Source organism: Exiguobacterium sp. KKBO11 (assembly GCF_001644945.1).
GTDB classification, from domain to species: domain Bacteria; phylum Bacillota; class Bacilli; order Exiguobacteriales; family Exiguobacteriaceae; genus Exiguobacterium_A; species Exiguobacterium_A abrahamii.
In genome coordinates, this window is the sequence record NZ_LUCU01000011.1 from 462,265 (window position 1) to 487,777 (window position 25,513).

A 25,513-nucleotide genomic window follows, 5' to 3' on the forward strand; every position below is an offset into this window, starting at 1 on the left:
ATGGGAATCGATGCATCCATCCGCAATCAGTTTCCGATCCTCGACCAACAGGTCAACGACCGGAAACTCGTCTATCTCGATAGTGCGGCCTCTTCGCAGAAGCCGCTCGTCGTCATCAATGCGATTGACGACTACTATAAGACGATTCATTCGAATGTGCACCGTGGCGTCCATACGCTCGGAACACGAGCGACGGATGCGTACGAAGGTGCGCGTGAGAACGTTCGTCGTTTCATCCAGGCGCAACACCATGAAGAAATTATCTTTACCCGCGGCACGACGACGGCAATCAACATCGTCGCGTCTAGCTACGGCATGGAGCATGTCGAAGAAGGCGACGAGATCGTCGTCACATATCTCGAACACCATGCGAATCTCATTCCGTGGCAACAAGTCGCTAAACGCAAAAAAGCGAAGTTGAAATACGTTGATTTGACAGCGGATGGTCGCGTGACGGTCGAAGCGGTCGAAGCACAACTGTCTGACCGGACGAAGATCGTCGCGATGGCACACGTCTCGAACGTTCTCGGTACAATCAATCCGATCAAAGAAGTCGCTCGTCTTGCGCACGCTCGTGGTGCCGTCATGGTCGTCGATGCTGCGCAAAGTGCACCACACCAACGGATTAATGTCACGGATCTCGACTGTGACTTCCTCGCTTTCTCCGCACACAAGATGTGTGGTCCGACAGGCGTTGGTGTTCTTTACGGGAAAAAGGCATTACTCAATGCGATGGAACCGGTTGAATTCGGTGGTGAGATGATTGATTACGTTGGTCTTGAAGAGTCGACGTTCAAACCGTCTCCATATCGTTTCGAAGCGGGTACACCAATCATCGCAGGTGCCGTTGGTTTATCGGCAGCGATTGATTTCTTAGAAGAGATTGGTTTAGAGAACGTCGAAGCACACGAACGTGAACTCGCGCAGTACGCGATGGCACAAATGCGTGACATCGACGGACTCACGATTTACGGTCCGGAAGAACGCGTTGGACTCGTCACGTTCAATCTCGGTGATGTCCATGCACATGACGTCGCAACCGTCCTTGATATGCAGGGAATCGCGGTTCGCGCCGGTCACCACTGTGCACAGCCCCTGATGCGTTGGCTCGGAGCGAGCTCGACGGCTCGCGCTAGCTTCTATCTCTACAACACGAAAGAAGAGGTTGACGCACTCGTGACAGGACTTCGCCAAACGAAGGAGTATTTCAGTCATGGATTTTAACAATCTCGATCACTTGTATCGTCAAGTGATCATGGATCACTATAAAACTCCCCGAAATCGCGGTGCGATCGAGGGGGGCGTCACGATCGACATGAACAATCCGACGTGCGGCGATACGATTCGTCTCCAGCTCGCGATTGAAGACGATGTCGTCCGTGATGCGAAATTTGACGGGGAGGGCTGCTCGATCAGCATGGCGTCTGCTTCAATGATGACGCAACTCGTCAAAGGTAAGACTATCGAAGAAGCCTTACGACTCGCGGATATCTTTTCGGACATGGTCCAAGGAAAAGACTATGACGACGAATCGTTCGACCTCGGGGACGTCGAGGCACTCTCGGGTGTCACGAAATTCCCGGCACGGATCAAATGTGCGACACTTGCCTGGAAGGCGCTCGAACGCGGCGTAGAAGAAGGGAAGTAAACTTCGGTCACAAGCAAGTAAGAGGAGGAAATGAACATGGCAAAGAACATGCCGGAAATTGGCGATTATAAATATGGTTTCCACGATCGCGATATCTCGATCTTCCGTTCTGGACGTGGCTTGACGACTGAAGTCGTCGAAACGATCTCGAAAATGAAGGAAGAACCACAATGGATGCTTGATTTCCGTTTGAAATCACTCAAGATCTTCAACGAACAAGCAATGCCAGCGTGGGGTGGCGATCTCTCAGAATTGAACTTCGACGACATCACGTACTACGTCAAGCCGTCTGAACGTGCAGAGAAATCGTGGGATGAAGTACCGGAAGAAATCAAACGTACGTTTGATAAGCTCGGTATCCCTGAAGCAGAGCAAAAATACTTGGCAGGTGTCTCGGCTCAGTACGAGTCAGAGGTCGTCTATCACAACATGAAGGAAGATCTCGAAGAAATCGGTGTTGTCTTCAAAGATACAGATACAGCATTAAAAGAGAACGAAGATATCTTCCGTGAGTACTTCGGAAAATTGATCCCGCCAACAGACAACAAGTTCGCAGCTTTGAACACAGCGGTCTGGTCAGGTGGATCGTTCATCTACGTACCAAAAGGCGTTAAAGTCGACACGCCGCTTCAAGCCTACTTCCGGATCAACTCGGAAAACATGGGTCAATTCGAGCGGACGTTGATCATCGTTGATGACGAAGCATCGGTTCACTACGTCGAAGGATGTACAGCACCGGTCTACACGACGAACTCGCTTCACTCAGCGGTCGTTGAGATCTTCATCAACAAAAACGCTTACTGCCGTTATACAACGATCCAAAACTGGGCGAACAACGTCTACAACCTCGTTACGAAGCGTGCGATCTGTGAAGCTGGCGCAACGATGGAATGGGTCGATGGTAACATCGGTTCGAAACTGACGATGAAATACCCAGCCGTCATCCTTAAAGGTGAAGGTTCACGTGGTATGACATTGTCGATCGCAATCGCTGGTAAAGGTCAACACCAAGATGCGGGTGCGAAGATGATTCACTTAGCACCGAACACGTCGTCGACGATCGTCTCGAAGTCGATCTCAAAACACGGTGGTAAAGTCACGTACCGCGGTATCGTTCACTTCGGACGTAAAGCGACAGGTGCACGTTCGAACATCGAATGTGATACGCTCATCATGGATAACCAATCGACGTCGGATACGATTCCGTACAACGAAATCCTCAACGATAACATTTCGCTCGAGCACGAAGCGAAAGTCTCGAAGGTCTCGGAAGAGCAATTGTTCTACCTCATGAGCCGCGGGATCTCACAAGAGGAAGCAACGGAAATGATCGTCATGGGCTTCATCGAGCCATTCACAAAAGAACTTCCAATGGAATATGCGGTCGAAATGAACCGTCTCATCAAGTTCGAGATGGAAGGTTCAATCGGATAATTCGTCTTACTCTCTCATCTACGGATGGGGGAGTTTTTTTCATGAAATGGTTATTCGGGTAAAGAATGAAAAAGGAGGGGTTACTATGCGTGACATCGTCTATTCCTTTCAAGTCTCGCTTGACGGTTACATCGAGGATGCGTCAGGAAGGATCGATTTCGCTTCACCGGATGCGGAATTACATCAGTATTTCAATGACTACGAGAAAGCGTTCGATACCCATGTCTACGGACGCCGTTTGTACGAGATGATGCAATACTGGGAGACAGCGGATCAGGAAGACGAGCCGATTGTCGTTGAGTATGCGAAAACCTGGCAATCGCTTGAGAAGGTCGTCTTCTCGCGGACGCTTGATTCCGTCACAAGAAATGCGCGTCTAGCGACCAAGTCACTTACCGAGGAACTTCAAGCACTAAAAGCATTGCCTGGAAAACAGATTGCGATCGGTGGGGCGACGCTTGCTTCTGAAGCAATTGAGCTTGGACTCGTCGATCGCTATCATGTCGTGATCTACCCCGTTCTGCTCGGTGGTGGAAAACGGATGTTTCCGGTATTTGATCAACCACAGACGCTACGGTTAGTCGAAACACGCGTCTTTGCTTCCGGATGTATCGCGTTATCTTATGAAAAAATCTAGTCTTCACAAAAAAGAGTCTCTTATTTCAAAAGGGATTCTTTTTCGTTACATCCGATAAAATTTGGATATTATCATTTAATTTGGACGAAAATAGATTATAATAACTTTTGTGAAAAAATATATAAACATGATTAAGGTGTGAAAAAATGAAATTTTATCAAGAAATTCCTGTCATTCGATCGATTGCGGCAATCATGGTCGTCGCTGTCCATGTCATCGCCGGTTTGTATCACTCGAAAGGGGAATTCGAAAATGAAGCGATTGGTTACATCGATCAATTTTCTCGGATTGGTACGCCGATCTTTGCCATCATCAGTGCGTTTCTGTTGATGTCGATGGTCCAGCGCAAAGGATTCGATTTCGGAACATTCGTCAAGTCACGTTTCTCTAAAATCTTTATTCCTTACCTGATTTGGAGCACGATCTACCTCGTGTATCGTTATCATGTAGAAGATAGTTTAAAACCAGGTATGCCGCTATCGGATTACTTCCTTTATGGAACAGCAAACTTCCATCTGTACTTCATTTTGACGGTACTTCAGTTTTATGTCGTATTTCCGGTACTTGCACGACTTAAGAAAGGAACATTGCTGCTTGTCGCGACAGTGGCGGCGATGGGCGTCAACTACTTCTGGCTGACTTCAGGAAACTTAACGACAGACATCGAGTTTCTGGATCGACTCGTCAATAGCCGATCTTTCTTACTCAATTGGATTGCCTATTTCATGATGGGGATTACATATGCCGTCTATTATGAAGAGATTCAACAGATTCTAAAGCGTCATCGGACAATCTTATTGCTGATCAGTGGATTGATCATCCTTGATATTTGGATCAGTATCGACCTAGAGCGGACGTACACGTCGACGAACATTTCGAACCTTGTGTACATCCCGTTCGTCCTCGTCGTCTTGAACTACGTCTTCCGCCGTGTCCAGACGGATGCGACAGCGATGCGCATCTTCCAGACGATCGGAACGCATTCGATGGGGATTTACCTGATTCATCCGCTCGTCATTCGCGGAATCGGTCGAACGGATCTCTTCGCTTACTTCGACTCTGCGAGTATGTTCATTTGTGCGATGATCGTCACGCTTGCGGCTTCGATTTCTGTCTCTTATGTGATCAGTCTATTGCCGTACGGAAACTATATCGTTCCGGTTCCAAAACGAAGAGCTCCTGCTCCGAAAATCGTCGAGGCACAGTCTACTGCTTCATGATGAGAACGGTGACTAGGCATCCTTTTCCTTCCTGCATGAGTAGGGAGGAGAGGGATGTCTTTTTTCTGAAAAAAGAGTGTTTGCTTAGGAAGCATCGAAGAAGAAATCCCGGATTCTGCTATGCTATGATGAATAGGTAGAATAGAACATACGAGGGGGAAGAGAGCATGATATATATCGGTGTCACGGGCTGGGGAGATCATGATAGTCTCTACTTGACCCCGCAAGATCGTAAAGAGAAACTGGCTGCCTATGCCGGTCATTTTCCAGCGGTCGAGGTCGACTCGACATTCTATGCGATTCAACCGGAACGAAACTATGAGAAATGGACATCCGAGACGCCGGACGGGTTTCGCTTCATCGTCAAGGTTCACCGGGCGATGAGTGGGCACGACCGGGATAACAAAGATCCGCTCGGACCGATTTTTGAACAATATATCGCGTCGATCGAACCGATGCGAAAGAGTGGAAAGATTGCGGCGATCCTCGTGCAGTTGCCGCCCTGGTTCGATGTCAGCAAAATGCACTTGGAATATTTGCAAACGATTCGAAAATCACTTGCCGGACTGCCGGTCGCGATCGAGTTCCGAAATCCATCGTGGTATTCGGAAGCTTATCGTGAGCGGACGCTCCGTTTTCTGAAGGAACATCAGTTCATTCATACGATTTGTGACGAACCGCAGACGGAAGATGGTTCCGTACCATTCGTACCGGTCGTGACGCAGGAGACCGCATTCATCCGCCTCCACGGACGAAATAAAGCCGGTTGGTTAAAGAAACCCGGTCAAAGCAGCGAAGATTGGCGAAAAGTCCGCTGTCTCTATCGGTACTCGGAAGACGAGCTACAGGAGCTAGCAAGTCACGTCCGCGACGTTGCAGCGGAAGCAAAAGATGTCTATGTTTTCTTCAATAACAACTCAGCAGGAGATGCTGCCCCGAATGCGAAACGATTAATCGAGATTCTCGATCTCGACTATGAACTCGCGCCGCGACAAATCTCTTTGTTCTAAATCATCAAGGGGGGCTTCTGCATGAAGTTACACATCATTCACTATAATGATTTGCACTCACACTTCGATATGTGGCCTCGCTACATGTCCTTCGTCAAGGAACACCGGACGTACGATTCGCTCGTTTTTGATCTCGGCGATCATGCTGACCGTGTGGATCCAGCGACGGAAGCAACAAAAGGAAAGATCAATACGCATCTACTGAATGCGTTGATGCCGACCGCAGTGACGATCGGGAACAATGAAGGCATCACGTTTCCGCATGACTGGTTAGCGAATCTCTACACGGAAGCGGACTTTCCGGTCCTCGTCTCGAATTTAGAAGCGCCTTTTACCAAACAAGGGGTCATTCACGAATTACCGACCGGCAAAGTCGGCGTCTTTGGTCTGACGGCACCGTATATTGAACTATACGGTTTACTTGGTTGGACGATCGAAGAACCGTTTGACGTCGCAGCGCGTGAAATCGAGCGGTTGCGTCAAGAAGTTGACGTCTTGATTTGTTTAAGTCATCTTGGATTCTATCAAGACGAAGAACTGGCGATGCGGTTTCCGGAACTTGATTTGATCATCGGTGCGCATACGCACCATGTCCTTGATGACGGCGTCGTCAAGAACGGTGTCTTGATCACGCAAGCGGGAAAACATGGACAATATGCAGGTGAGATCTACATGAATACGGATACGGGTGAGAAGGAAGCGGTCCTTCACTCCTTGCACGATTACGCCGAGGATGAAGCGACGGCAAAATTGCTCGACCGGGAACAGTATCTTGCGGAACAACAGATGAAGGAGCCGATTGGCGAGACATCGGGTCTAGCCAATGACTGGTTCAGCGAGTCGCCATTCTCACAATTGCTTGTCGAGACGATGCGCGACTGGTGTGATGCGGATATCGCTTGTGTCCCGGCAGGCATTCTGCTTGGGTCACTTCCACCAGGTCCTGTCTCTGCCTTTGATTTACATCGACTCTGCCCGCACCCGATCAATCCCTGTAAAGTGACGATGACCGGAGTGGAAGTCCAAACTTTCCTCGACGAAGTCAAAACAGATCAGTTCGAACAACTAAAGGTTCGTGGTCTCGGTTTCCGTGGTAAGTTGATGGGGCGGATGCATTATGCTGGTTTGGCGGAACATCAACCGCTTGAGCCAACGCGAAACTATACGGTCGTCTTGCCGGATATGTTCACATTCGGTCCACTCTTCCCAGCGATCAAAGAAATGCCAAAAGAATATTTCATGCCGGAATTGTTACGGGATTTATTGTTCGAACGCTTATCGGAGAAGTCGGAATATAATGAATTGCATGTTCGCAAACCCTGATTGTTTGTTATACTAAAGCAGACATTAATTGACTTTTTGGGGATGAAGGGGGAAGCGAAACCATGGGACGCGGAGAAATCCAACGTAAACCGGAATGGTTGAAAATCAAGCTGAATACGAATGAAACCTACACAGAATTAAAAAGTATGATGCGCGAGAAAAAGCTACATACTGTCTGTGAGGAAGCAAAGTGTCCGAATATCCACGAGTGTTGGGCGGTACGCCGGACGGCGACGTTCATGATTCTCGGAAGTATCTGTACACGTGCGTGCCGTTTTTGCGCCGTGACGACAGGACGTCCAAACGAACTCGATCTCGAAGAACCAAAACGTGTCGCGGAATCCGTTCGTTTGATGAACCTGAAGCACGCGGTCATCACAGCGGTTGCTCGTGACGATCTGAATGATTTCGGAGCAGGCGTTTACGCTGAAACTGTCCGTGAAGTGCGTCGGATGAACCCAGAGACATCAATCGAAGTCTTGCCTTCAGATATGGGCGGGAACTTTGAAGCGTTGAAAACGCTGATCGATGCACAACCAGACATCATGAACCACAACATCGAGACGGTCCGCCGTCTGACGCCGACCGTTCGTGCGAAAGCCACTTACGACCGGACGCTTGAATTCCTTCGTCGTTCGAAGGAACTCGCACCTGAAATTCCAACGAAGTCGAGCTTGATGCTTGGTCTTGGTGAGACATGGGAAGAGATTCTTGAAACGATGGATGATCTTCGCGCAAATAACGTCGACATCATGACGATCGGTCAGTATCTCCAACCGACGAAAAAACACCTCGACGTCATCAAATACTATACACCGCAAGAGTTTGCTGAACTGAAGCAGATCGCCCTCAGCAAAGGGTTCTCGCACTGTGAGGCAGGTCCACTCGTTCGTTCGTCGTATCACGCGGATGAGCAAGTCAACGCAGCGAAAAAGAATAAAACAGCACTTCCGATCGACTAATGATCAAAAACCGTTCGAGCAGTTGCTCGGACGGTTTTTCGTCTGCCAGGCGAAATGGAATATGCTATGATAAGAACAGCAGGAGGTGGGAATAATGATACAAGTCAATCGGGAACGTTATGAGGTCGTCGAAGAGAAGCGCGAAGGTTTTAATGAGGAAGCCTTCATCGGTCGTTTTAGCGACGTCCTTGAGAAATATGATTATATCGTGGGGGACTGGGGGCACGGTCAATTACGGCTACGTGGCTTCTATGAGGATCAACACGAGAAAGCGACATTCGATACGAAGATTTCGCATGTGGCGGATTATCTCTACGAATACTGTAACTTCGGATGTGCCTACTTCATCGTCAAGAAGATCGGATTGGTAGAAGGAGAAGAAGCACCACCTCGCTTCGACGGTTCTTCATCCAATACGTTGAAGTTGAAACGGAAGTTCGCACCTGCACCAGAGAAGACGGAAGGCGAGTAATTAAACTGTCATACAGAAAAGCGTTTCTAGTGGACGGAATTCGGCTATTACTATAAGTATCATGTACCTATAGGGGGAACTATCCATGCGAATCGTTGGAATTTACTCATCCGTACCAGAAGTCGTCAGTGCCGTGCACGATCTCCGTGTTGCCGGTGTCGTCTCGACTGATTTAAAAGTCTTAGCGCACGATAAATACGATCTCGAACAAATCGAGGAATTGGCGGATCTGAACAACCAACAGACGTCTACGCGTCTGTCGCAGGAAGATCATCGTAATCTTTGGCAGGAAATCAAAAGCATCTTCAAAAAGGATGATACGGTCTCTCATGGAGACGCCATCCACGGAAGTGGCTTGACGAAGGAAGACGTCGATCGTGCGAATCATGCGGTCGAAAGTGGTCAATTCGTATTACTCGTCGGTGATGAAGCGGATCAGCATTCAGAACGCCGTGCCCATGACGAGTCAGACAACACGAACGTCTTCAGCGGACCAAATACACTAAATGAGCGAAACGATCGTCTCTTATAAGAAAAAGCCTTCGTCCGCGGACGAAGGCTTTTTTCATAGACCGATATAAGCGCGAAGATACATCTCGAGTTCCGTTGCTGCATCGTCTTCGACGTCAAACGCCGTCGCGATATAGCCAGGTTCATCAAAATCATCCGCACCGATGATCGCATAGCGATTCGATAAGAGATTCAAGACGAGAATCTTACCGTAAAAATGCTCTGAGTGGGTGATGGCGAGATCAAACCGACTGGCTTCTCCAATCCAACTGACGAAGCGTGTCTTCGTTTGTTCGACATCATCATATAAAAAATCACGTTCTTCCATCATTCAGCTTCCCTCATTTCCCTAACATCTGTTTCAGATTAAAGGGTTTGGGGGACTTTTTGCAAGTATGGTTTACGCGATAAGCTATGCTCGGCGATGACTTTTCGAATCGTCCGTGTCTTTGAACGCATGACAAGGGATGTCGTCTCAACGATATCATCCGTCAAGAACTTCACGCCGTCGAGCATTTCGCCCGTCGTGACGCCGGTCGCAGCAAAGATACAATCGTCGCTTTTGATGAGGTCATCAAGCGTCAAGAGTTGAAGCGGATCTTCAAGCCCCATCCGGATGACACGAGCGGTTTCTTCTTCGTTCATCGGATGTAAACGTGCCTGCATGTCGCCGCCCATCGCTTTGACGGCAGCAGCCGTGATGACACCTTCAGGAGCACCACCTGTTCCGATGAAGATATCGATTCCTGTCGCAGGAGAGAGTGGTGCGATTCCAGCTGAGACATCGCCGTCTTCAAATAGACGAACCCGTGCGCCCATCCGCATCGCGGCTTCGCGGAAGTGATCGTGACGCGGGCGATCCTGCATGATGACCGTGACGTCCTCAATCCGTTTGTTGTTGTATTGAGCTGCTTTTTCAATGATGACTTCAAGTGGATCGTCGAGCGAGACGTGCCCTTTTAAGTTTGGTCCAACTGTTAATTTATCCATATACATATCCGGTGCGTGGAGCAGGGCACCTTGATCGGCGACGGCGATGACGACCATTGCATTACCGAGACCTTTGGCAACGATGTTCGTACCTTCAAGCGGGTCGACGGCGATGTCAACGATTGGACCGTTTGCTGTTCCGACACGTTCGCCGATGAAGAGCATTGGTGCTTCGTCGAGCTCACCTTCACCGATGACGACCGTTCCGTTCATGTTGACCGTGTTCAAGACTTCGCGCATCGCAGTCGTTGCTGCATCATCCGCTTCATTTTTCTTACCGCGACCAATCCATTGAGCAGAAGCTAATGCTGCTGCTTCCGTAGCGCGTACGATTTCCAGTGCGAGTTCCCGTTCCATGTATATAACCTCCACGTCACCAATGTGACATACTATTTTCAGCAAAAATCTAAATTGAGGATAACACATTGGGGAATGTGATGCAAATGACCTTTCTGCTTTTCAGGATTGCCGGATAACGATAAAATGGAGGATGTGAGGGGGAATGAAGATGTATTTCGTCAATCGTCAAAAAATCGAAGAGACGGTCGTCTGTTATGAGACGGCACTTCGACAAAGTAAGGAAGTTACGGGGGATCCGGTGACGACGGCACTGGCTATGGAACGGATCGGTTTTTTAGTCATCGAAAGTGTCATCGACATCGGAAACAGTATGATTGATGGATTCATCATGCGGGATCCGGGAAGTTATGAAGATATCATTCTCATTTTAGAAGATGAGAAGGTCATCGATGGACCGCTCGCGACGAGTCTGAAGAAGCTCGTTGCGTTACGTACGTTGATCGTCCGGTCATTCACACAGTCGAGTATGGCGGAGATTCGGGCGGTACTTGAGACAGAGGAAGCAGAACTACGTCGTTTCCCGGAAGCGATTCGCCGGTATATCGAGACAGAACTCGGACCGGTGTCTGCATTTTTACCAAACGAGGAGTGAGTCAGGATGAAGGCAAAAGGCTATTTATTTGATTTAGATGGAACGATGTATAACGGAACGGAACCGGTAAAAGAAGCGGTCGAGTTCGTCAATCGTCTGCAAGCAGAAGGCATTCCGTATTTGTTCGTGACGAATAATGCGTCGATGACGGCAGAAGCCGTGGCGGAGAAATTACGCGGGATGGGTGTTCATTCCGATGCGAAACACGTCTTGACGAGTGCGATGGCGACTGGTCGTTATATCGCTGATTTATCACCGAAAGCGCGCGTCTATGCCATCGGTGAGACAGGACTGATTGATGCGCTTGAACGGGAAGGGTTAGACGTCGTCGCAACCGAAGCGGCAGATTACGTCGTCATCGGTCTTGACCGTCAGATCACATATGAAAAACTCGCTGTCGGTGCTCTCGCGATTCGTGCCGGTGCTCGTTTCATCTCGACGAACGGAGACATCGCCATTCCGACAGAACGTGGATTCTTACCAGGAAACGGTGCCTTGACGTCCGTCCTGCGCGTGACGACGGAGAAGGAACCGTTCTTCATCGGTAAACCGGAACCGGTCATGGTCGATATCGCAACGGAGATGATTGGTCTGTCAAAAGAAGACGTCATCATGGTCGGGGATAACTACCATACGGATATCCTATTCGGAATCAATGGAGGCATCCGGACGATGCACGTCAATTCTGGCGTCCATACACCCGTCTTCATTCAAGGTCAGGATCGTCAACCGACATATATGGTCGATACGTTAGCCGAATGGATTCTATGAATCAAAAAATCCCGAACGAGAATTCGTTCGGGATTTCATGTATTAGAAGACTTGTTCGACTTCAACGACGCCAGCGACTTCTTCAAGAAGGGCACGCTCGATACCGGCCTTCAATGTGATCGTTGAACTTGGGCAGCTACCACAAGCTCCCATCAAACGGAGTTTTACGATTCCGTCTTCTACATCTACGAGTTCAACGTCTCCTCCATCACGAAGAAGGAACGGACGCAATTTTTCAAGAACTTCATTCACTTGATCAAACATTTCCATGCGTAAACACATCCTTTCGTATAGTTTCATTGTAACAGGGTTGAAAAATGTTCTCAATCTGGAAAACTTGTATACTAAAGAGGAGAGAATTGAAAAGGGGGACTTCAAGATGGAAATCACGGTTTACGGGACAGCGGTCACTTGTCCGAGTTGTGTCGGGGCACCCAGCTCGGAAGAGACGTTCAGTTGGCTCCAAGCCGTCCTCGGGCGAAAATATGAGCAAGAAATGACGCTACGCTATGTCGATTTCGAGACAGCGACAGCGGATCAATGGACGGAAGCCTTAAAAGAGGATGTCTATTTTTATCCATTGATCGTGCTTGATGATGAGATGATTGACGAGGGGTACGTCAAGCTGAAGACGATCACGGCGGCGATTGATGCAAAGTTAAGTCAGACGGGATGAATGAAAAAGAGGTATCCCAAGATCGGGACACCTCTTTTGCTCATTTAATCTTTTTGTGTTTCCATAAGACACCGGACTTCAAGAGACGTGGGACTTTCCCCGTCAGCGCTTGCTTGCCCATGACGATCCCGAAACCGTCTGATTTTCCGAGCGATCCGAGCATCCCGCGTAGTTTGATTTCTGGCAGTTTCGGCAATTTCTTCCCTTGCCATTTCGCTTGCAAGACGTCGACGACTTGTTCTGCCTGATGTTCTGCGAGTTGACCGCTTGGCGCATAAGGCAAGCTGGCACAATCGCCGATGACGAAGACGTTATCGTATTCTGGTACGTGGTGATGTGCCGTCAATTTGATCCGACCACCACTGTCTGCAGCAAAGCCGAGATCACGAACGACTTTGACCGGTTGCGTACCTGCCGTCCAAATCGTCAAGTCCGACGGGTACGTATCGTCGCCGTTACGCACGTCGTCCGCTGTGACGAGCGTGACGTTCGAATTGTTGATGACTTCCACGTCATGCTCCTCGAACCATTCCTGGACGTAAGATGAGACTTTGTCGGATAAGAATGACAAGACGGATGGACCGCGGTCGAACAAACGAATCGTTAAATCCTTCCGGCTTTCATGCAGTTCACTGGCGAGTTCGACACCGGATAGACCAGCACCGACGATCGAGACGACGGACCCCGGTGACAGACCACAGATCGCTTGTTGTGTCTTTCGAGATTCTTCAAGTGTCTGGATGCTGTATGTAAACTCTTGAGCACCCGGAATGTTGTGGTATTTATCCTCGCAACCGAGGGCGATGATCAAGTCATCATAGAATAATTCTGATCCGTCCTGCAGGTGGACCGTATTCGTCTCTGGTGAAATTTTAATGACATGTCCATATTTATAAGTAAGATGTTTCCCCTCCGGAAATTCAATCCGGACATCCCGATCTGATAATGTACCTGCTGCGAGTGCGTAATATTCCGTTTTGAGTGCGTGGTACGGTAGACGGTCGACGAGCGTGACGGCAACTTCCTCGTCCTTGAATCGCTCACAAATCCGCATTCCACCATATCCTCCGCCGAGTACGACCAATTGCTTCATAACGTAAAATCCCCCTTAGTTCCCCTAAATCAGTCTGACCTTGTATAATACGACATGAGGCAGGTCGTTTCCTGCTTGAAGGAGGAAAAAAAGTGAATCCGATTATTGAATTTTGTATCAGTAACTTAGCGGCTGGTACACAGGTCGTCATGGAGCAACTCGAACGTGACCCGAACGTCGACGTCGTCGAATACGGTTGCCTCGGCTATTGCGGCATTTGTTCGCTTGATCATTTTTGTCTCGTTGATGGTGAGACCGTCGTAGGCGAGACACCGGAAGAGTTACTCGAAAAGATTTACCTGAAAATCGAAGAAAATGAGCTGTGAGCACGGACAGCCAAAAAATCCCCTCGTTCGTCTGAACGAGGGGATTCGTGTCCGTCAGCGGGCGCAGCTTTTCGGATCAGGCAGATTGTTGACGGCGCATCATCCATGGTCGTAGTTTCAAGAACAACGGAATGAAGAGTGCCGAGATGAACAACGCCTTGATGACGTTAAACGGTAAGATACCGGCTGTGATCGCTGTCCATTTGACAGCTGGATCCGCCATGTAGTCCATACCGAGGAACCATGCATACGCTGGAAGGATCAAGATATAGTTGAGAATCGCAAGACCGAGTGCCATCGTGATCGTACCAGCGACGAGACCGGTTGCGAGACCTTGTGTTGATTTCTTTTTATGGTAGAACCAGCTGACAGGAAGCACGAATGCGACGCCAGCAGCGAAGTTCGCGAATTCTCCGACCGGAACACCACTTCCGCGGAAGATGTAGTATAGCACGTTCTTCAGTGCTTCGACGATGACACCTGCGACCGGTGAGAACATGATCGCTGCGACGAGAGCAGGAACATCACTGAAGTCAATCTTCAGATAGTTCGGTAAGAACGGTAGTGGGAAATTGATAAGCATAAGAACAAATGAGATTGAACCTAACATTGACAGAGTGACCATTTTTTGTGTGCGTTTCATACGAGTATTGTCTCCTTTTGCTCGTTCCTCTCGATGAAGTATTGGCATGACTGCGTCCATAAAGAAACCCCTATTGATGAGATCAACAGGGGAGAAGTCCGCATTAAATAAACCTAATCGATTATTGCAAAAATCGATCAAATTCAAACTCATGCCGCCATCTTCTCCCATCCAGACTGTACTGTCGGCTCCTGAATTACACAGAATCAGCAAATAGCGCCCTATTCGCTCGCGGGCTTCAACTCAAAAAGAGTTGTTTACCGCCGGTCGGGAATTTCACCCTGCCCTGAAGATGGAACGATTATTTTGTTGTACATACCATTTATACAACGAATTCAAGATAGTTTCAAGCAACTAGGTTTCGATTCGCTCAGAAGTTGCGTATACTAAAGAAAAGGAAGGTGATGACATGATCCATTTAACGGAGGCAGCAGCGCTACAAGTCCAGGACATGATGGCGCAGGCACCAGCAGATGAACGGAATCTTCGGATGCTCGTCCAAGGTGGTGGATGTAGTGGTCTGTCGTACGGAATGGGATTCGACCAACAGAAAGAAACGGATCTCGTTTTCGAACAGCACGGCGTGACCGTCATCGTGGACGAAAAAGATTATCCGGTCGTCAAAGGACTGGAAATCGATTATAAACAGTCGATGCTCGGTGGCGGATTCACAATCACGAATCCGAATGCCATCGCAACATGCGGTTGCGGGACTTCGTTCCGGACGGCAACGAATTCCGGGACACCGGGTGGCTGTTAATGAATCCAATCGTGGACATCGTCCACGATTTTTTTTATTATCCGCATACAGGAGACCTGTCCCGTTGACTCGAAATATTAAGAGAGTGAATGCTACTACGAACAGGGAGGGCTTCAGGATGAGAAAAGTATTGATCTTCGGGGGAACGCGCTATTTCGGACGCCGGCTTGCAATTCGCTTAGCCGATTCGGGGGATGACGTGACAATCGTCACACGCGGCGAGCATACGCCACCAGTCGCGAAGGGCTTGACATTTTTCAAAGGAGACCGGACGTCAAGTAGTACGATGAAGGACTTAAGCCAACAGCACTGGGATGTCATCTATGACAACATTTGCTTCACGCCGTATCAAGCCAAGCTTGCGATTGACGCGTTTGAAGGGAAAGTCGGGCGCTACGTGTTGACGTCGACGATGTCTGTCTATGAAGACGGTGGTGCGAATATCACGGAGCGTGCCTACAATCCGTTTCCCGGGAAATATGAGCTTGAGAAGGAACATGGATATGGCGAAGGGAAACGCCAAGCGGAGAGTTATTTCTTCCAACGGGCGACGTTCCCAGTCGTTGCGGTCCGTTTTCCGGTCGTCCTCGGACCAGATGACTATACGGAGCGACTCGTTTTTCATATCAAGCGGGCGCTTGACGGTCGTCCGATCGTTGCTGAAAACACGTACGCGAAGATGGGGTATATCTCAAGTTACGAAGCCGCTGCCTTTCTGGAGTGGTGTGGTCGTTCGGAACTGACCGGACCAATCAACGCTGCAAGTGACGGTGTCTTATCAATTCAAGACCTAGTGGATAAGATCGACCGCGTTGCGGGAACGACGAGTCAACTCGTTGCAAAAGGAGAAGATGAATCCCCGCTTGCGCCAGAACGCGATTTCTATATGGATACGACAGCTGCGAAACAAGCCGGCTATCTGTTCCAACATGTCGATGACTGGCTCGATCGTTTGATTGAAGAGGAGGTGCGCAATCACCAATGATGCAGTTGATAAAACCAACTCTTGCGTGGGAGACAGAGTATCGCGCCTTTTTAGAAGACTGGCGAGAGTCGGGCGAAACGATCGTGCCGGAAGCAGTCGGAGACACATATGAACCACTGGGCGCTTATTTTGCGGAACTGAAGGAAATGGAGACGACAGTCAGACCGGGTCTTGTCACCCATTCGACGTACTGGATGGTCGACGGGCAACGAATCGTCGGTGCGCTGAACTTCCGGCATGACTTGACGGAGAACTTGAAGTTGTACGGCGGACACATCGGATACGGCATCCGACCATCTGAGCGTCAGAAAGGATATGCGACGACCGGGCTCCGTTTAGCGCTAGAAGAAGCACGGCAACGTGGACTCGATCAAGTGCTGTTGACGTGTGGCGTTGATAATCTAGCATCTCGCCGTGTCATCTTGGCGAACGGTGGACAAGAAATCGAGCCGACTGTTCGTAATGGGCGCGAGACACGTCGCTTCATCATCCCGTTATGAGGATTCGTGAAGCACGTCTTGAAGATGCGTCAGCCATCGCCCGCGTTCATATTGATGCCTGGCGGGAGACGTATCAAGGTATTATTCCGGACACTTATTTAGTGCAGTTATCGCACGAAAAACGGACGAAACAATGGGAACAGACATTAGTTGATCAACGCGTGTATGTTGCCGTCTCAGGAGAAGAAGTCGTTGGCTTTGCGTAAGGTGGAGCGAATCGAAGTGATGCGCGTGAAGGGGAGTTGTATGCGATTTATGTCTTGCAAGCGTCGCAAGGACGAGGACTCGGTAAAGCGTTGTTTCAACGCATCGCTGAGGACTTGGCGGAATATGAGACGATGCAGGTTTCTGTCTTGCGGGATAATCCGGCGTGCCAGTTTTACGAGCGATTCGGTGGTCAGGTCTTCGAAGAATCGATGATTGAGCGAGGTGGGGTCGAACTCGTGCAACGGGTTTACCGGATACCTGTTAAAAGATCATCTATATGAAATCGGACGTTTTCAACATCTTCGCTCTCCTCAGGCGGGAGGTAAGCCGCGCCAGTTCCCATTCCATGTGATCTGTCGGGTCTTACCTATCCCTGACGGAAGCACACATCGTGCTTCCTTTTCCTGTAGGAGTCGAAGATGTTTGGTCACGTCCTCGATATGATTCCATCTAAATAAGAGGTCGGACTCCGGTATGTCATCCGGAATTCGACCTCTTATTTGTTTACAGCCATTCAGTTATCTCAAGAATGATTCGTCACTTTTTCGAACAGACTCGTCGAGTGTTGCGGATGACGAGCAGATGGATCAACGAGAAGTTTCGCTTGGTTAACGGCGATTGGTGCTTCACCGAAGCCCGTTGCGATCAGTTTGACGCGTCCTTCGTAAGTCGCGATATCACCACAAGCGAAGACGCCTGGAATCGCAGTCTCCATCTTCGAATTGACACGAATCGAATTGCGTTCGAATTCGACTTCCCATTCTTTGAGCGGTCCGAGTGACGAGACGAAGCCGAAGTTACAGACGACATCGTCCGCAGCGACGACGACGACTTCACCACTTTCAGCATGTTTGAACGTCAGCGTCTCGATGTGCGTCTCACCTGTGACCGATTCAAGTGTATACGGCGTCATGACGTTGACGGACGAATCGTGTAACAGTTCGACCGAATGTTCATGTGCACGGAACTTATCACGACGGTGGACGAGCGTGACGGATTTTGCAATCGGCTCAAGCATCAATGACCAGTCAACGGCAGAGTCACCGCCACCCAGTAAGACGACTTGGCGATCCTTGAAGCGTTCCATGTCGTTGACGAAATAGTGTAAGTTTGTTTCTTCGAAGCGTTCTGCATCTGCCACTCCGAGTGGACGCGCGGCGAACGAGCCGTTTCCTGCCGTCAAGATGACGGTCTTCGTATAATGCTCGCCTTTATTCGTGACGAGGCGGATGATTCCGTCATCCATCCGTTCGTAAGCGATGACTGTCTCACCGAGCACGTATGTCGGATCGAATTCATTTGCTTGTTCAAGCAACCGATCGACCAGTTCCTGTGCTTTTACTTTCGGAAAACCGGCAATATCGTATATATATTTTTCAGGATAAAGAGTAGCGAGTTGACCACCTAATTGAGGTAGACTCTCGATGACCTTCGTCTTCATCTGGCGCATTCCTGAATAAAACGCGGTGAACAGTCCGACCGGACCGCCGCCGATGATCGTGACATCATATGGTTGGTGCATCTGATTCCCTCCTAGCGTTGGATAGGTCCATTATATAGGAAGTAGGGGGTGAAGGTGCAAGTACGGAACATCTCACATTTTTTTAAGGGAAATTACATTTTTCTTTTGCAATCATTCCTGAAAAGTGTTTCAATAGGCTTATAGACATGTGAACATTATTTGAACAAAATTTTTGAGCATTCGTCTGTAATTGAATGTGAAGAAAATCACAACAAAACTACGATTCGTAAGGAGTATCAGAACATGAACACACCTAACATTGTTATTCTTGGAGCGGGCTACGGTGGATTGATCACAGCAGTCAACCTTCAAAAGAAACTCGGCGTCGATCAAGCGAACATCACGTTGATTAACAAACACGACTATCATTACCAAACAACTTGGTTGCATGAACCAGCTGCCGGTACGATGTCTGCGGAGCAAGCGCGCATCTACATCAATGATGTCATCAACCCGTCACGCGTCAAACTTGTCAAAGGTATCGTTGAGAAAGTCGACACGGCTGCTAAAACGGTTCTCTTACAAGATGGCGGAACAGTTCCTTACGATTACGTCGTCGTTGCTCTCGGTGGCGTTCCTGAAACATTCGGTATCAAAGGATTGAAGGAACACGCGCTGACGATCAGCTCGTTGAACAGCGTCCGTAAAATCAAGGAACATATCGATTACTCATTCGCACAGTACAAAACAACAGGATCACAAGATCGTTCACTCTTGACGATCGTTGTTGGTGGTGCTGGATTCACAGGAATCGAGTTCATGGGTGAGCTCGTCAACCGTATTCCAGAACTGTGCAAACAATATGACATTCCACGCGAACTCGTTCGTGTCGTCAACATCGAGGCAGCACCGACAGTCCTTCCAGGATTCGATGCAGATCTCGTCAACTATGCACACAAATGGCTTGAGCGCCAAGGCATCGAGTTCAAACTCGGTAACGGCATCAAGGAATGTGGACCAGGAAGCGTCACATTCGGTCCGCTTCAAGGCGACACGACTGAGACGATCGAAGCGAACACGATCATCTGGACTGGTGGCGTCAGCGGTAACCCTGTCGTTGCAGCATCTGGTTTCGAAGCGATGCGTAACCGTGTCGTCGTTGAAGAAGATCTCCGTGTTCCAGGACACGACAATGTCTTCATGATCGGTGACTGTTCAGCAGTCATGGACCCAAGTTCGAACCGTCCGTACCCACCGACTGCACAAATCGCGACACAACAAGCACACAAAGTCGCTGAGAACATCGCAGCACTCATCGCGGGCCGTCAAACATCGACGTTCACGTACGAGAACAAAGGAACGGTCGCTTCGCTTGGTCATAAAGACGGCATCGGCATGGTCTTTGGTAAGAAGATTTACGGTCGTAACGCATCGTTCATGAAAAAAGTCATCGACAACAAACACTTCTTCGAACTGAAAAAACTTGGTCTTGCGATCAAAAAAGGGAAGTTCTAAGTTCACGTTTTAGGCAAATGTACACTCGTGCATTTGCCTTTTTTGTCGGTTATACTAGAAGAGATTCAAAGGGGGAACAGTATGCATATCATTCAAGCCGTGATCGGGAGTGTGCTTTATCTCGTCATGTTCTTTAGTATCGGATTCATCTTAAACATGTTGTTGCGGAGTACATGGGTGATGCTCGTACTCTATCCGGTCATCATCATCATGATGATCGACAACCAATCGACGCTCGAATACTTCACGAATGCTCGTGAAGCGATTCCGAATCTTGGGGACCGGATTGCTGGTCTACAGACAGCGGATATCACGATGTTCGCGGCTGGTCTTGCCGGAATCATCATCGCCGGTCTATCGATTCGCTTCTTGCGTAAGAGCGGTTACCAAATGTTTTAAAGTCTACTTGAGTAAGTAGGCTTTTTTCGTGTCTGAAAAACCGTTATAATAAAAACAATGTCTTTAAATAAATGTGTAAGAGCAGATTGGGTTGAGAGCGAATGGATAAACAAATGTACCACGTTATCAAGGTATTGAATAATAATGTCGTCATTTGTTCGACTGGTGCGAATCAGGAAGTCATTATCCTCGCGAAAGGGATTGGCTTCGGTCGGAAGCCAGGCGATCAACTGACAGATCTCGACAAGTTGGAAAAAGTCTACACGTTGAAGGATAAAGAAGAACAGGATCAATATAAGGCACTCGTCGGTCACCTCGATGAAAATTTCATCGCGCTGATGAATGAGATCGTCTCGATGATCGAGACACGCTTCGGGAAAAAGGTCGACGAACATATCCATATCGGATTGACGGATCATTTGACGTTCACGTTCAAGCGACTGGAACAAGGAATGGAAGTCACGAATCCGTTTCTTGCCGAAACGGAAGCCCTGTATCCAGAAGAGTACGCGCTTGCAGAAGAAATCGTCGAGTTCATCAGTGCTGAGATGAATTTTTACCTGCCTCCAGCGGAGACAGGATTCATCGCACTTCATATTCATTCAGCGACGAACTTCAAAGACGTACTCGAAGTCAACCGCCATCATCAGCTCGTCGGTTTAATTGCTAGTCATATCGAACAGCGACTGGAGATTAAAATCGATCGAAAATCGCTTGATTACAAGCGTCTGATTCGGCATCTTCGTTCAGCGATTGAAAGGGTTTCCAATGGGGAGTATCTAGAGGCTCCAGAAAAAGTAGAAAAGCTATTGCGTGAAGAATATCCGCTATGCTATGATACTGCTTGGGAGCTGATGTCCATCATGGAACGTCAGTTGAAGAAAGCGGTACCGCGCGGTGAGGCGACGTATCTTACGATGCATCTGCAACGCTTAGTGCAGTACGATTCAGGTAAATGACCGCACGGACTACGTGTTACTGATACGATCAGGCATGAGTGGGATGTCGGGCAAGAAGCTTTATTTCCGTTATTCAACGGGATAAGTCTATTGTCTACAATCCGCTCGTGCCTGATTTTTTTCTGTAAAAAATCGGTCAGATGTCTGACTTTTTTCGTCTCAATCATTGGCATTATTCATCATACTTCGCTCTTAACAGGAAAAGGAGGAAACACACATGTTCAAACAGATTTTTGCTGTTCTTCAACGTGTCGGTAAAGCGTTGATGCTTCCTGTAGCGATTTTGCCAGCTGCCGGTATCCTACTCGGATTCGGTAACGCGATGCAAAATCCGAACTTGACGTCAAAACTCGAGTTCTTAAAAAATGATGCAATCATCAAGGTTGCAAAATTGATGGAAGCAGCCGGGGATATCATCTTCGGTAACTTAGCACTCTTATTCGCGGTCGGTGTCGCGATTGGTCTTGCAGGGGACGGCGCAGCCGGACTTGCGGCAATCGTCGGATTCTTGATCATGAACAAAACAATGAGCGTTTGGCTCGGCGTTACACCAGAAATGGTTGCTAACGGTCAAGGGTATGCAAACGTACTCGGTATCCTAACACTTCAAACTGGGGTATTCGGTGGTATCATCATCGGTCTGATTGCAGCTTGGGCGTACGGGAAGTACCATAATCTCGAATTGCCGCAGTTCCTCGGATTCTTTGCTGGTAAACGTTTCGTTCCAATCGTCACTGCTGTCGTTTCATTGTTCGCAGGTCTTGTACTTGTATTCGTTTGGCCGTTCGCACAGGACGGATTGAACACATTCTCCCACTTCATGATGGAGAAAAACCCAACACTCGCAGCATTCGTCTTCGGTCTCATCGAACGTTCGTTGATTCCATTCGGTCTTCACCACATCTTCTATGCACCATTCTGGTTCGAATTCGGTTCGTACACGAATGCAGCAGGTGATGTCGTTCGTGGTGACCAAGCGATCTTCTTCGCTCAATTGAAAGATAACGTTGAATTGACTGCTGGTACATTCATGACTGGTAAATTCCCGTTCATGATGTTCGGTCTTCCAGCAGCAGCTCTTGCTATGTACCACGAAGCTCGTCCTGAGCGCCGTGCAGTCGTTGGTGGTCTTCTTGGATCAGCAGCACTTACAGCATTCTTGACAGGTATCACAGAGCCAATCGAATTCGCATTCTTGTTCGTTGCTCCAATCTTGTTCGCAGTTCACGCAGTCTTCGCAGGTCTCTCGTTCATGACGATGCAATTGTTGAACGTTAAGATCGGTATGACATTCTCTGGTGGTTTGATTGACTTCCTTCTCTTCGGTGTTCTTCCAGGACGCACGCAGTGGTGGCTCGTCATCGTCGTCGGTCTTGCACTCTCTGTCATCTACTATGTCGGATTCCGTTTCGCAATCCGCAAATTCAACCTGAAAACTCCAGGTCGTGAAGATGCAGCGCAAGAGACTTCATCTGCTCAAGGTTCTGAACTCGCTGAAGGTATTCTTGATGCACTCGGTTCAGAGTCGAACATCAAACACTTGGATGCATGTATCACACGTCTTCGTGTCGAAGTTCTCGACAAATCAAAAGTCAACAAAGATGAGTTGAAAAAATTAGGTGCTGCTGGTGTCCTTGAAGTTGGTAACAACGTTCAAGCGATCTACGGACCGAAATCAGACAACATCAAGTCTGAAATTCAAGCCGTCATCGCATCACGTAAACAAGAAAAAACAGTCTAATGTTTTAAGAAATGAGTCCTTCTGCGGAAGGGCTCATTTTTTTTTGGAAAAATCTTTTAGAATCGTTTTGCGCTAGAATATTTTAGGGTATGAATTAAGTAGTTTGTTTAAAAAAGGAGGGAATATACGCATGTGGAAAAACGTGTTTGGTGTCTTACAGCGGATCGGTAAGGCCCTGATGTTACCGGTAGCGATTTTACCGGCAGCGGGGCTATTGCTCGCGTTCGGGACAGCGTTTCAAAACCCGAACTTGACGCAATATTTACCGTTCCTCGAGAACGATTCGCTAGTCGTCATTTGGCGAGTCATGCAGGATGCGGGTGATATCATCTTTGCGAATCTCGGGTTACTGTTTGCCGTCGGGGTCGCGATTGGTCTTGCGAATGGGGAAGGGGTCGCCGGTCTAGCAGCGATCGTCGGTTTCTTGATCATGAACAAGGTCATCAGTTCGTTTTTACAGATCACACCAGAAAAAATCACGGAAGCACAGAAGGCGAGTGACTTGTCGTATGCGACGGTCCTCGGGATACCGACCTTGCAAATGGGGGTATTCGGAGGGATCATTGCCGGTTTGATAGCAGCGTACAGTTATAATAAATTCTTTAAAATCAAACTGCCTGATTTCCTCGGATTCTTCGCAGGGAAGCGTTTTGTTCCGATCGCAACCGCCTTATTCAGTCTTGTCGCCGGGTTTGCCTTGTCGTATATTTGGCCACCGATCGGTAGTGGAATCAACACATTCTCAAAAACAATCATCGAAGCGAACGAACCGTTGTCTGCCTTTATCTTTGGACTCGTCGAACGTTCGTTGATTCCGTTTGGTCTTCACCATATCTGGTACTCAAGCTTCTGGTTCCAGTTCGGAGAATATACGGATAAAGCCGGAACGATCATCAACGGGGATCAGCGGATCTTCTTCGCACAGTTGAAGGACGGTGTACCATTTACAGCAGGGACATATATGACCGGGAAATATCCATTCATGATGTTCGGTCTTCCAGCAGCCTGTCTTGCGATGTACCATACGGTCGCAAAAGATCGTCGTAAAGCCGTCGAAGGTCTTTACTTCTCAGCTGCGTTGACTTCTTTCCTGACTGGTATCACGGAGCCAGTCGAGTTCTCCTTCGTATTCGTTGCACCACTCTTGTTTGCCGTTCACGCTGTCTTTGCAGGTCTTTCATTCATGATCATGGATTTACTGAACGTCAAGATCGGGATGACGTTCTCCGGTGGACTGATTGACTACACGTTATTCGGGATTCTACCGAACCGAACCTCGTGGTGGCTCGTCATTCCAGTCGGTCTTGTCTTCGCCGTCATCTACTACTTCGGATTCCGCTTCGTCATCACGAAGTTTGATCTGAAGATTCCGGGGCGCGAAGCAATTAAGGAAGGTGCCGCTACCTCTACGGCACAAGCAGGTGATCTACCGTATGAAATTCTACAAGCATTCGGTGGTCCATCAAACATTAAACATTTAGATGCTTGTATCACGCGTCTTCGGATTACGGTCAATGATAAATCAGGTGTCAACAAGGATCGTTTGAAAGAGCTCGGTGCTGCTGGTGTTCTTGAAGTCGGAGATAACGTCCAGGCCATCTTTGGACCGAAATCCGATGGGATCAAGACAGAAATGGCAGATATCATGAAAGATCCAAATTATAAACCGAAAGAGACACCAGAAGCAGATCCAATTCCACAAGTACCAACGGGAGACGAAGCACGGACTTCTGGAACTACAGCAGATGCCGGTCCACTCGCTGGAGATCGTGGTGGGGCTTACGTGCCTGAAGATGGATATGTCGCACCACTGAGCGGTATCATTCGTTCTCTCGATGATGTACCGGATCAAGTGTTCTCTGGTCGTATGATGGGTGACGGATACGCGATTGAACCGACGGAAGGATATGTTGTCTCCCCTGTCTCTGGTGAGATCACGACGTTCTTCCCGACGAAACACGCAATCGGTATTCTTGCGGATAATGGAGATGAAATCTTGATTCACATCGGTATTGATACGGTGTCACTCGAAGGAAAAGGGTTCGAGGCGTTGGCGAAAGCTGGCGATCGTGTCGAACCGGGGACGCCACTCCTCAATGTCGATCTTGAACAAGTACGACCACTCGTACCATCATTACTGACGCCGATCATCGTCACGAATAGTGGGGATCGAAAAGTTGATGTTGATGTCGGACGGACGGTCGAAGCCGGAGAAGCGATTTCATATCGAGTAGAGTAAAGAAGAAAAGCGACGGATCGCCCTGAGCGATCCGTCTTTTTTGTGTGAAACGATCGTAGAGCACATTTGATAATGAGAT

29 protein-coding genes, 1 pseudogene and 1 riboswitch are annotated in these 25,513 nt (G+C 48.5%); of the genes and pseudogenes, 24 read left to right on the plus strand and 6 right to left on the minus strand.

Features of this window, described 5'->3' with window-relative positions:
- The 10 genes from AYO36_RS02545 (at position 1) to AYO36_RS02590 (ending at position 9,238) form a co-directional block, all read left to right on the plus strand.
- Positions 1-1,224: a cysteine desulfurase gene (locus tag AYO36_RS02545; RefSeq protein ID WP_035396382.1), complete on the plus strand. Its 1,224-nt coding sequence runs from the start codon at positions 1-3 to the stop codon at positions 1,222-1,224.
- The gene (sufU, locus tag AYO36_RS02550) at positions 1,214-1,648 is read left to right on the plus strand and encodes a Fe-S cluster assembly sulfur transfer protein SufU (RefSeq protein WP_023469155.1); all 435 of its coding nucleotides are present in this window, start codon (positions 1,214-1,216) and stop codon (positions 1,646-1,648) included. Before AYO36_RS02545 ends, sufU begins: the two co-directional genes overlap by 11 nt.
- 36 nt (positions 1,649-1,684) lie before the next feature.
- Complete coding sequence (gene sufB, locus AYO36_RS02555; protein ID WP_023469154.1) at positions 1,685-3,082, plus strand: Fe-S cluster assembly protein SufB; 1,398 nt, start codon at positions 1,685-1,687, stop codon at positions 3,080-3,082.
- Positions 3,083-3,167: 85 nt separating this feature from the next.
- The gene (locus AYO36_RS02560) at positions 3,168-3,719 is read left to right on the plus strand and encodes a dihydrofolate reductase family protein (protein WP_064299455.1); all 552 of its coding nucleotides are present in this window, start codon (positions 3,168-3,170) and stop codon (positions 3,717-3,719) included.
- Positions 3,720-3,865: 146 nt separating this feature from the next.
- A complete protein-coding gene (locus AYO36_RS02565; RefSeq protein WP_064299456.1) occupies positions 3,866-4,939 on the plus strand; it encodes an acyltransferase in 1,074 nt (357 codons plus the stop codon).
- A gap of 167 nt (positions 4,940-5,106) precedes the next feature.
- Positions 5,107-5,949 carry a DUF72 domain-containing protein gene (locus tag AYO36_RS02570; protein WP_064299457.1) on the plus strand — a complete coding sequence of 281 codons (843 nt, stop codon included), beginning with the start codon at positions 5,107-5,109 and terminating at the stop codon, positions 5,947-5,949.
- A gap of 21 nt (positions 5,950-5,970) precedes the next feature.
- Entirely contained in the window at positions 5,971-7,272 is a 1,302-nt protein-coding gene (locus AYO36_RS02575) for a bifunctional metallophosphatase/5'-nucleotidase (protein ID WP_064299458.1), read from the plus strand.
- Between the two features lie 62 nt (positions 7,273-7,334).
- Positions 7,335-8,234, plus strand: a complete 900-nt coding sequence (gene lipA / locus AYO36_RS02580; RefSeq protein WP_023469150.1) for a lipoyl synthase — start codon at positions 7,335-7,337, stop codon at positions 8,232-8,234.
- A 94-nt stretch (positions 8,235-8,328) separates the two neighbouring features.
- A complete protein-coding gene (locus AYO36_RS02585; RefSeq protein ID WP_029342423.1) occupies positions 8,329-8,706 on the plus strand; it encodes a YutD family protein in 378 nt (125 codons plus the stop codon).
- Positions 8,707-8,791: 85 nt separating this feature from the next.
- Positions 8,792-9,238, plus strand: coding sequence for a general stress protein (locus AYO36_RS02590; protein WP_064299459.1), 447 nt, complete (start codon positions 8,792-8,794; stop codon positions 9,236-9,238).
- A gap of 33 nt (positions 9,239-9,271) precedes the next feature.
- Here the strand turns inward: AYO36_RS02590 and AYO36_RS02595 are convergent, their stop codons facing one another.
- Both AYO36_RS02595 and glpX read right to left on the minus strand, forming a co-directional pair.
- The gene (locus tag AYO36_RS02595) at positions 9,272-9,547 is read right to left on the minus strand and encodes a DUF3055 domain-containing protein (protein ID WP_023469147.1); all 276 of its coding nucleotides are present in this window, start codon (positions 9,545-9,547) and stop codon (positions 9,272-9,274) included.
- A gap of 35 nt (positions 9,548-9,582) precedes the next feature.
- A complete protein-coding gene (gene glpX / locus AYO36_RS02600; protein ID WP_029342420.1) occupies positions 9,583-10,563 on the minus strand; it encodes a class II fructose-bisphosphatase in 981 nt (326 codons plus the stop codon).
- A 151-nt stretch (positions 10,564-10,714) separates the two neighbouring features.
- On the opposite strand from glpX, the gene AYO36_RS02605 reads away from it, so the two are divergent.
- Complete coding sequence (locus tag AYO36_RS02605) at positions 10,715-11,158, plus strand: DUF86 domain-containing protein (RefSeq protein ID WP_023469145.1); 444 nt, start codon at positions 10,715-10,717, stop codon at positions 11,156-11,158.
- Between the two features lie 6 nt (positions 11,159-11,164).
- Positions 11,165-11,929, plus strand: coding sequence for a TIGR01457 family HAD-type hydrolase (locus AYO36_RS02610; RefSeq protein WP_064299460.1), 765 nt, complete (start codon positions 11,165-11,167; stop codon positions 11,927-11,929).
- A 42-nt stretch (positions 11,930-11,971) separates the two neighbouring features.
- On the opposite strand, the gene AYO36_RS02615 is transcribed toward AYO36_RS02610, so the two are convergent.
- The gene (locus tag AYO36_RS02615) at positions 11,972-12,199 is read right to left on the minus strand and encodes a NifU family protein (protein ID WP_012371190.1); all 228 of its coding nucleotides are present in this window, start codon (positions 12,197-12,199) and stop codon (positions 11,972-11,974) included.
- Positions 12,200-12,308: 109 nt separating this feature from the next.
- Here AYO36_RS02615 and AYO36_RS02620 point away from each other — a divergent pair, with 109 nt between their 5' ends.
- Positions 12,309-12,605 carry a DUF1462 family protein gene (locus tag AYO36_RS02620; protein WP_064299461.1) on the plus strand — a complete coding sequence of 99 codons (297 nt, stop codon included), beginning with the start codon at positions 12,309-12,311 and terminating at the stop codon, positions 12,603-12,605.
- Between the two features lie 40 nt (positions 12,606-12,645).
- Here AYO36_RS02620 and AYO36_RS02625 read toward each other — a convergent pair whose 3' ends face one another.
- Positions 12,646-13,698: an NAD(P)/FAD-dependent oxidoreductase gene (locus tag AYO36_RS02625; protein ID WP_023469142.1), complete on the minus strand. Its 1,053-nt coding sequence runs from the start codon at positions 13,696-13,698 to the stop codon at positions 12,646-12,648.
- Between the two features lie 92 nt (positions 13,699-13,790).
- On the opposite strand from AYO36_RS02625, the gene AYO36_RS02630 reads away from it, so the two are divergent.
- Positions 13,791-14,024: a YuzB family protein gene (locus AYO36_RS02630; RefSeq protein WP_023469141.1), complete on the plus strand. Its 234-nt coding sequence runs from the start codon at positions 13,791-13,793 to the stop codon at positions 14,022-14,024.
- A 76-nt stretch (positions 14,025-14,100) separates the two neighbouring features.
- On the opposite strand, the gene AYO36_RS02635 is transcribed toward AYO36_RS02630, so the two are convergent.
- Positions 14,101-14,667, minus strand: a complete 567-nt coding sequence (locus AYO36_RS02635; RefSeq protein ID WP_029342415.1) for an ECF transporter S component — start codon at positions 14,665-14,667, stop codon at positions 14,101-14,103.
- Between the two features lie 155 nt (positions 14,668-14,822).
- Positions 14,823-14,965: riboswitch (FMN riboswitch) on the minus strand.
- Between the two features lie 111 nt (positions 14,966-15,076).
- Between AYO36_RS02635 and AYO36_RS02640 the strand changes: the two genes are divergently transcribed.
- The 5 genes and pseudogenes from AYO36_RS02640 to AYO36_RS16630 all read left to right on the plus strand — a co-directional run.
- A complete protein-coding gene (locus AYO36_RS02640) occupies positions 15,077-15,427 on the plus strand; it encodes a HesB/IscA family protein (protein ID WP_064299462.1) in 351 nt (116 codons plus the stop codon).
- Between the two features lie 118 nt (positions 15,428-15,545).
- Positions 15,546-16,412, plus strand: coding sequence for an NAD-dependent epimerase/dehydratase family protein (locus AYO36_RS02645; RefSeq protein WP_058264691.1), 867 nt, complete (start codon positions 15,546-15,548; stop codon positions 16,410-16,412).
- Complete coding sequence (locus tag AYO36_RS02650; protein WP_058264692.1) at positions 16,409-16,912, plus strand: GNAT family N-acetyltransferase; 504 nt, start codon at positions 16,409-16,411, stop codon at positions 16,910-16,912. Before AYO36_RS02645 ends, AYO36_RS02650 begins: the two co-directional genes overlap by 4 nt.
- A complete protein-coding gene (locus AYO36_RS16625) occupies positions 16,909-17,118 on the plus strand; it encodes a GNAT family N-acetyltransferase (RefSeq protein ID WP_082874153.1) in 210 nt (69 codons plus the stop codon). The genes AYO36_RS02650 and AYO36_RS16625 overlap by 4 nt, the downstream gene beginning before the upstream one ends.
- A gap of 30 nt (positions 17,119-17,148) precedes the next feature.
- Positions 17,149-17,400, plus strand: a pseudogene (locus AYO36_RS16630) (GNAT family N-acetyltransferase); the annotation flags it as partial.
- Between the two features lie 242 nt (positions 17,401-17,642).
- Here AYO36_RS16630 and AYO36_RS02660 read toward each other — a convergent pair.
- Positions 17,643-18,641, minus strand: a complete 999-nt coding sequence (locus AYO36_RS02660) for an NAD(P)/FAD-dependent oxidoreductase (RefSeq protein WP_023469135.1) — start codon at positions 18,639-18,641, stop codon at positions 17,643-17,645.
- 243 nt (positions 18,642-18,884) lie between these two features.
- Between AYO36_RS02660 and AYO36_RS02665 the strand changes: the two genes are divergently transcribed.
- The 5 genes from AYO36_RS02665 to ptsG (AYO36_RS02685) all read left to right on the plus strand — a co-directional run bounded on the left by AYO36_RS02665 (position 18,885) and on the right by ptsG (AYO36_RS02685) (position 25,434).
- Entirely contained in the window at positions 18,885-20,096 is a 1,212-nt protein-coding gene (locus AYO36_RS02665) for an NAD(P)/FAD-dependent oxidoreductase (protein ID WP_029342410.1), read from the plus strand.
- An 81-nt stretch (positions 20,097-20,177) separates the two neighbouring features.
- Positions 20,178-20,495, plus strand: a complete 318-nt coding sequence (locus AYO36_RS02670) for a YuiB family protein (protein WP_023469133.1) — start codon at positions 20,178-20,180, stop codon at positions 20,493-20,495.
- 101 nt (positions 20,496-20,596) lie between these two features.
- Positions 20,597-21,454, plus strand: a complete 858-nt coding sequence (gene glcT / locus AYO36_RS02675) for a glucose PTS transporter transcription antiterminator GlcT (RefSeq protein ID WP_023469132.1) — start codon at positions 20,597-20,599, stop codon at positions 21,452-21,454.
- Positions 21,455-21,671: 217 nt separating this feature from the next.
- Positions 21,672-23,195: a glucose-specific PTS transporter subunit IIBC gene (ptsG, locus tag AYO36_RS02680; RefSeq protein WP_064299463.1), complete on the plus strand. Its 1,524-nt coding sequence runs from the start codon at positions 21,672-21,674 to the stop codon at positions 23,193-23,195.
- Between the two features lie 130 nt (positions 23,196-23,325).
- Positions 23,326-25,434 (plus strand): glucose-specific PTS transporter subunit IIBC, encoded by a 2,109-nt coding sequence (gene ptsG / locus AYO36_RS02685; RefSeq protein ID WP_064299464.1) that lies wholly within the window; start codon positions 23,326-23,328, stop codon positions 25,432-25,434.
- The last annotated feature ends 79 nt before the right edge of the window (positions 25,435-25,513 follow it).

Bases quoted from the DNA above. Each gene is read 5' to 3' on its own strand.
- AYO36_RS02615 (WP_012371190.1), bottom strand. From the start codon at position 12,199: ATGGAAATGTTTGATCAAGTGAATGAAGTTCTTGAAAAATTGCGTCCG.
- sufU (WP_023469155.1), top strand. From the start codon at position 1,214: ATGGATTTTAACAATCTCGATCACTTGTATCGTCAAGTGATCATGGAT.
- AYO36_RS02560 (WP_064299455.1), top strand. From the start codon at position 3,168: ATGCGTGACATCGTCTATTCCTTTCAAGTCTCGCTTGACGGTTACATC.
- sufB (WP_023469154.1), top strand. From the start codon at position 1,685: ATGGCAAAGAACATGCCGGAAATTGGCGATTATAAATATGGTTTCCAC.
- AYO36_RS02670 (WP_023469133.1), top strand. From the start codon at position 20,178: ATGCATATCATTCAAGCCGTGATCGGGAGTGTGCTTTATCTCGTCATG.
- AYO36_RS02610 (WP_064299460.1), top strand. From the start codon at position 11,165: ATGAAGGCAAAAGGCTATTTATTTGATTTAGATGGAACGATGTATAAC.
- AYO36_RS02635 (WP_029342415.1), bottom strand. From the start codon at position 14,667: ATGAAACGCACACAAAAAATGGTCACTCTGTCAATGTTAGGTTCAATC.
- AYO36_RS02565 (WP_064299456.1), top strand. From the start codon at position 3,866: ATGAAATTTTATCAAGAAATTCCTGTCATTCGATCGATTGCGGCAATC.
- AYO36_RS02650 (WP_058264692.1), top strand. From the start codon at position 16,409: ATGATGCAGTTGATAAAACCAACTCTTGCGTGGGAGACAGAGTATCGC.
- glcT (WP_023469132.1), top strand. From the start codon at position 20,597: ATGGATAAACAAATGTACCACGTTATCAAGGTATTGAATAATAATGTC.
- AYO36_RS02585 (WP_029342423.1), top strand. From the start codon at position 8,329: ATGATACAAGTCAATCGGGAACGTTATGAGGTCGTCGAAGAGAAGCGC.
- AYO36_RS02640 (WP_064299462.1), top strand. From the start codon at position 15,077: ATGATCCATTTAACGGAGGCAGCAGCGCTACAAGTCCAGGACATGATG.
- AYO36_RS02595 (WP_023469147.1), bottom strand. From the start codon at position 9,547: ATGATGGAAGAACGTGATTTTTTATATGATGATGTCGAACAAACGAAG.
- AYO36_RS02570 (WP_064299457.1), top strand. From the start codon at position 5,107: ATGATATATATCGGTGTCACGGGCTGGGGAGATCATGATAGTCTCTAC.
- ptsG (WP_064299463.1), top strand. From the start codon at position 21,672: ATGTTCAAACAGATTTTTGCTGTTCTTCAACGTGTCGGTAAAGCGTTG.
- AYO36_RS02605 (WP_023469145.1), top strand. From the start codon at position 10,715: ATGTATTTCGTCAATCGTCAAAAAATCGAAGAGACGGTCGTCTGTTAT.
- AYO36_RS02665 (WP_029342410.1), top strand. From the start codon at position 18,885: ATGAACACACCTAACATTGTTATTCTTGGAGCGGGCTACGGTGGATTG.
- AYO36_RS02660 (WP_023469135.1), bottom strand. From the start codon at position 18,641: ATGCACCAACCATATGATGTCACGATCATCGGCGGCGGTCCGGTCGGA.
- AYO36_RS02590 (WP_064299459.1), top strand. From the start codon at position 8,792: ATGCGAATCGTTGGAATTTACTCATCCGTACCAGAAGTCGTCAGTGCC.
- ptsG (WP_064299464.1), top strand. From the start codon at position 23,326: ATGTGGAAAAACGTGTTTGGTGTCTTACAGCGGATCGGTAAGGCCCTG.
- AYO36_RS02575 (WP_064299458.1), top strand. From the start codon at position 5,971: ATGAAGTTACACATCATTCACTATAATGATTTGCACTCACACTTCGAT.
- AYO36_RS16625 (WP_082874153.1), top strand. From the start codon at position 16,909: ATGAGGATTCGTGAAGCACGTCTTGAAGATGCGTCAGCCATCGCCCGC.
- lipA (WP_023469150.1), top strand. From the start codon at position 7,335: ATGGGACGCGGAGAAATCCAACGTAAACCGGAATGGTTGAAAATCAAG.
- AYO36_RS02645 (WP_058264691.1), top strand. From the start codon at position 15,546: ATGAGAAAAGTATTGATCTTCGGGGGAACGCGCTATTTCGGACGCCGG.
- glpX (WP_029342420.1), bottom strand. From the start codon at position 10,563: ATGGAACGGGAACTCGCACTGGAAATCGTACGCGCTACGGAAGCAGCA.
- AYO36_RS02545 (WP_035396382.1), top strand. From the start codon at position 1: ATGGGAATCGATGCATCCATCCGCAATCAGTTTCCGATCCTCGACCAA.
- AYO36_RS02625 (WP_023469142.1), bottom strand. From the start codon at position 13,698: ATGAAGCAATTGGTCGTACTCGGCGGAGGATATGGTGGAATGCGGATT.
- AYO36_RS02620 (WP_064299461.1), top strand. From the start codon at position 12,309: ATGGAAATCACGGTTTACGGGACAGCGGTCACTTGTCCGAGTTGTGTC.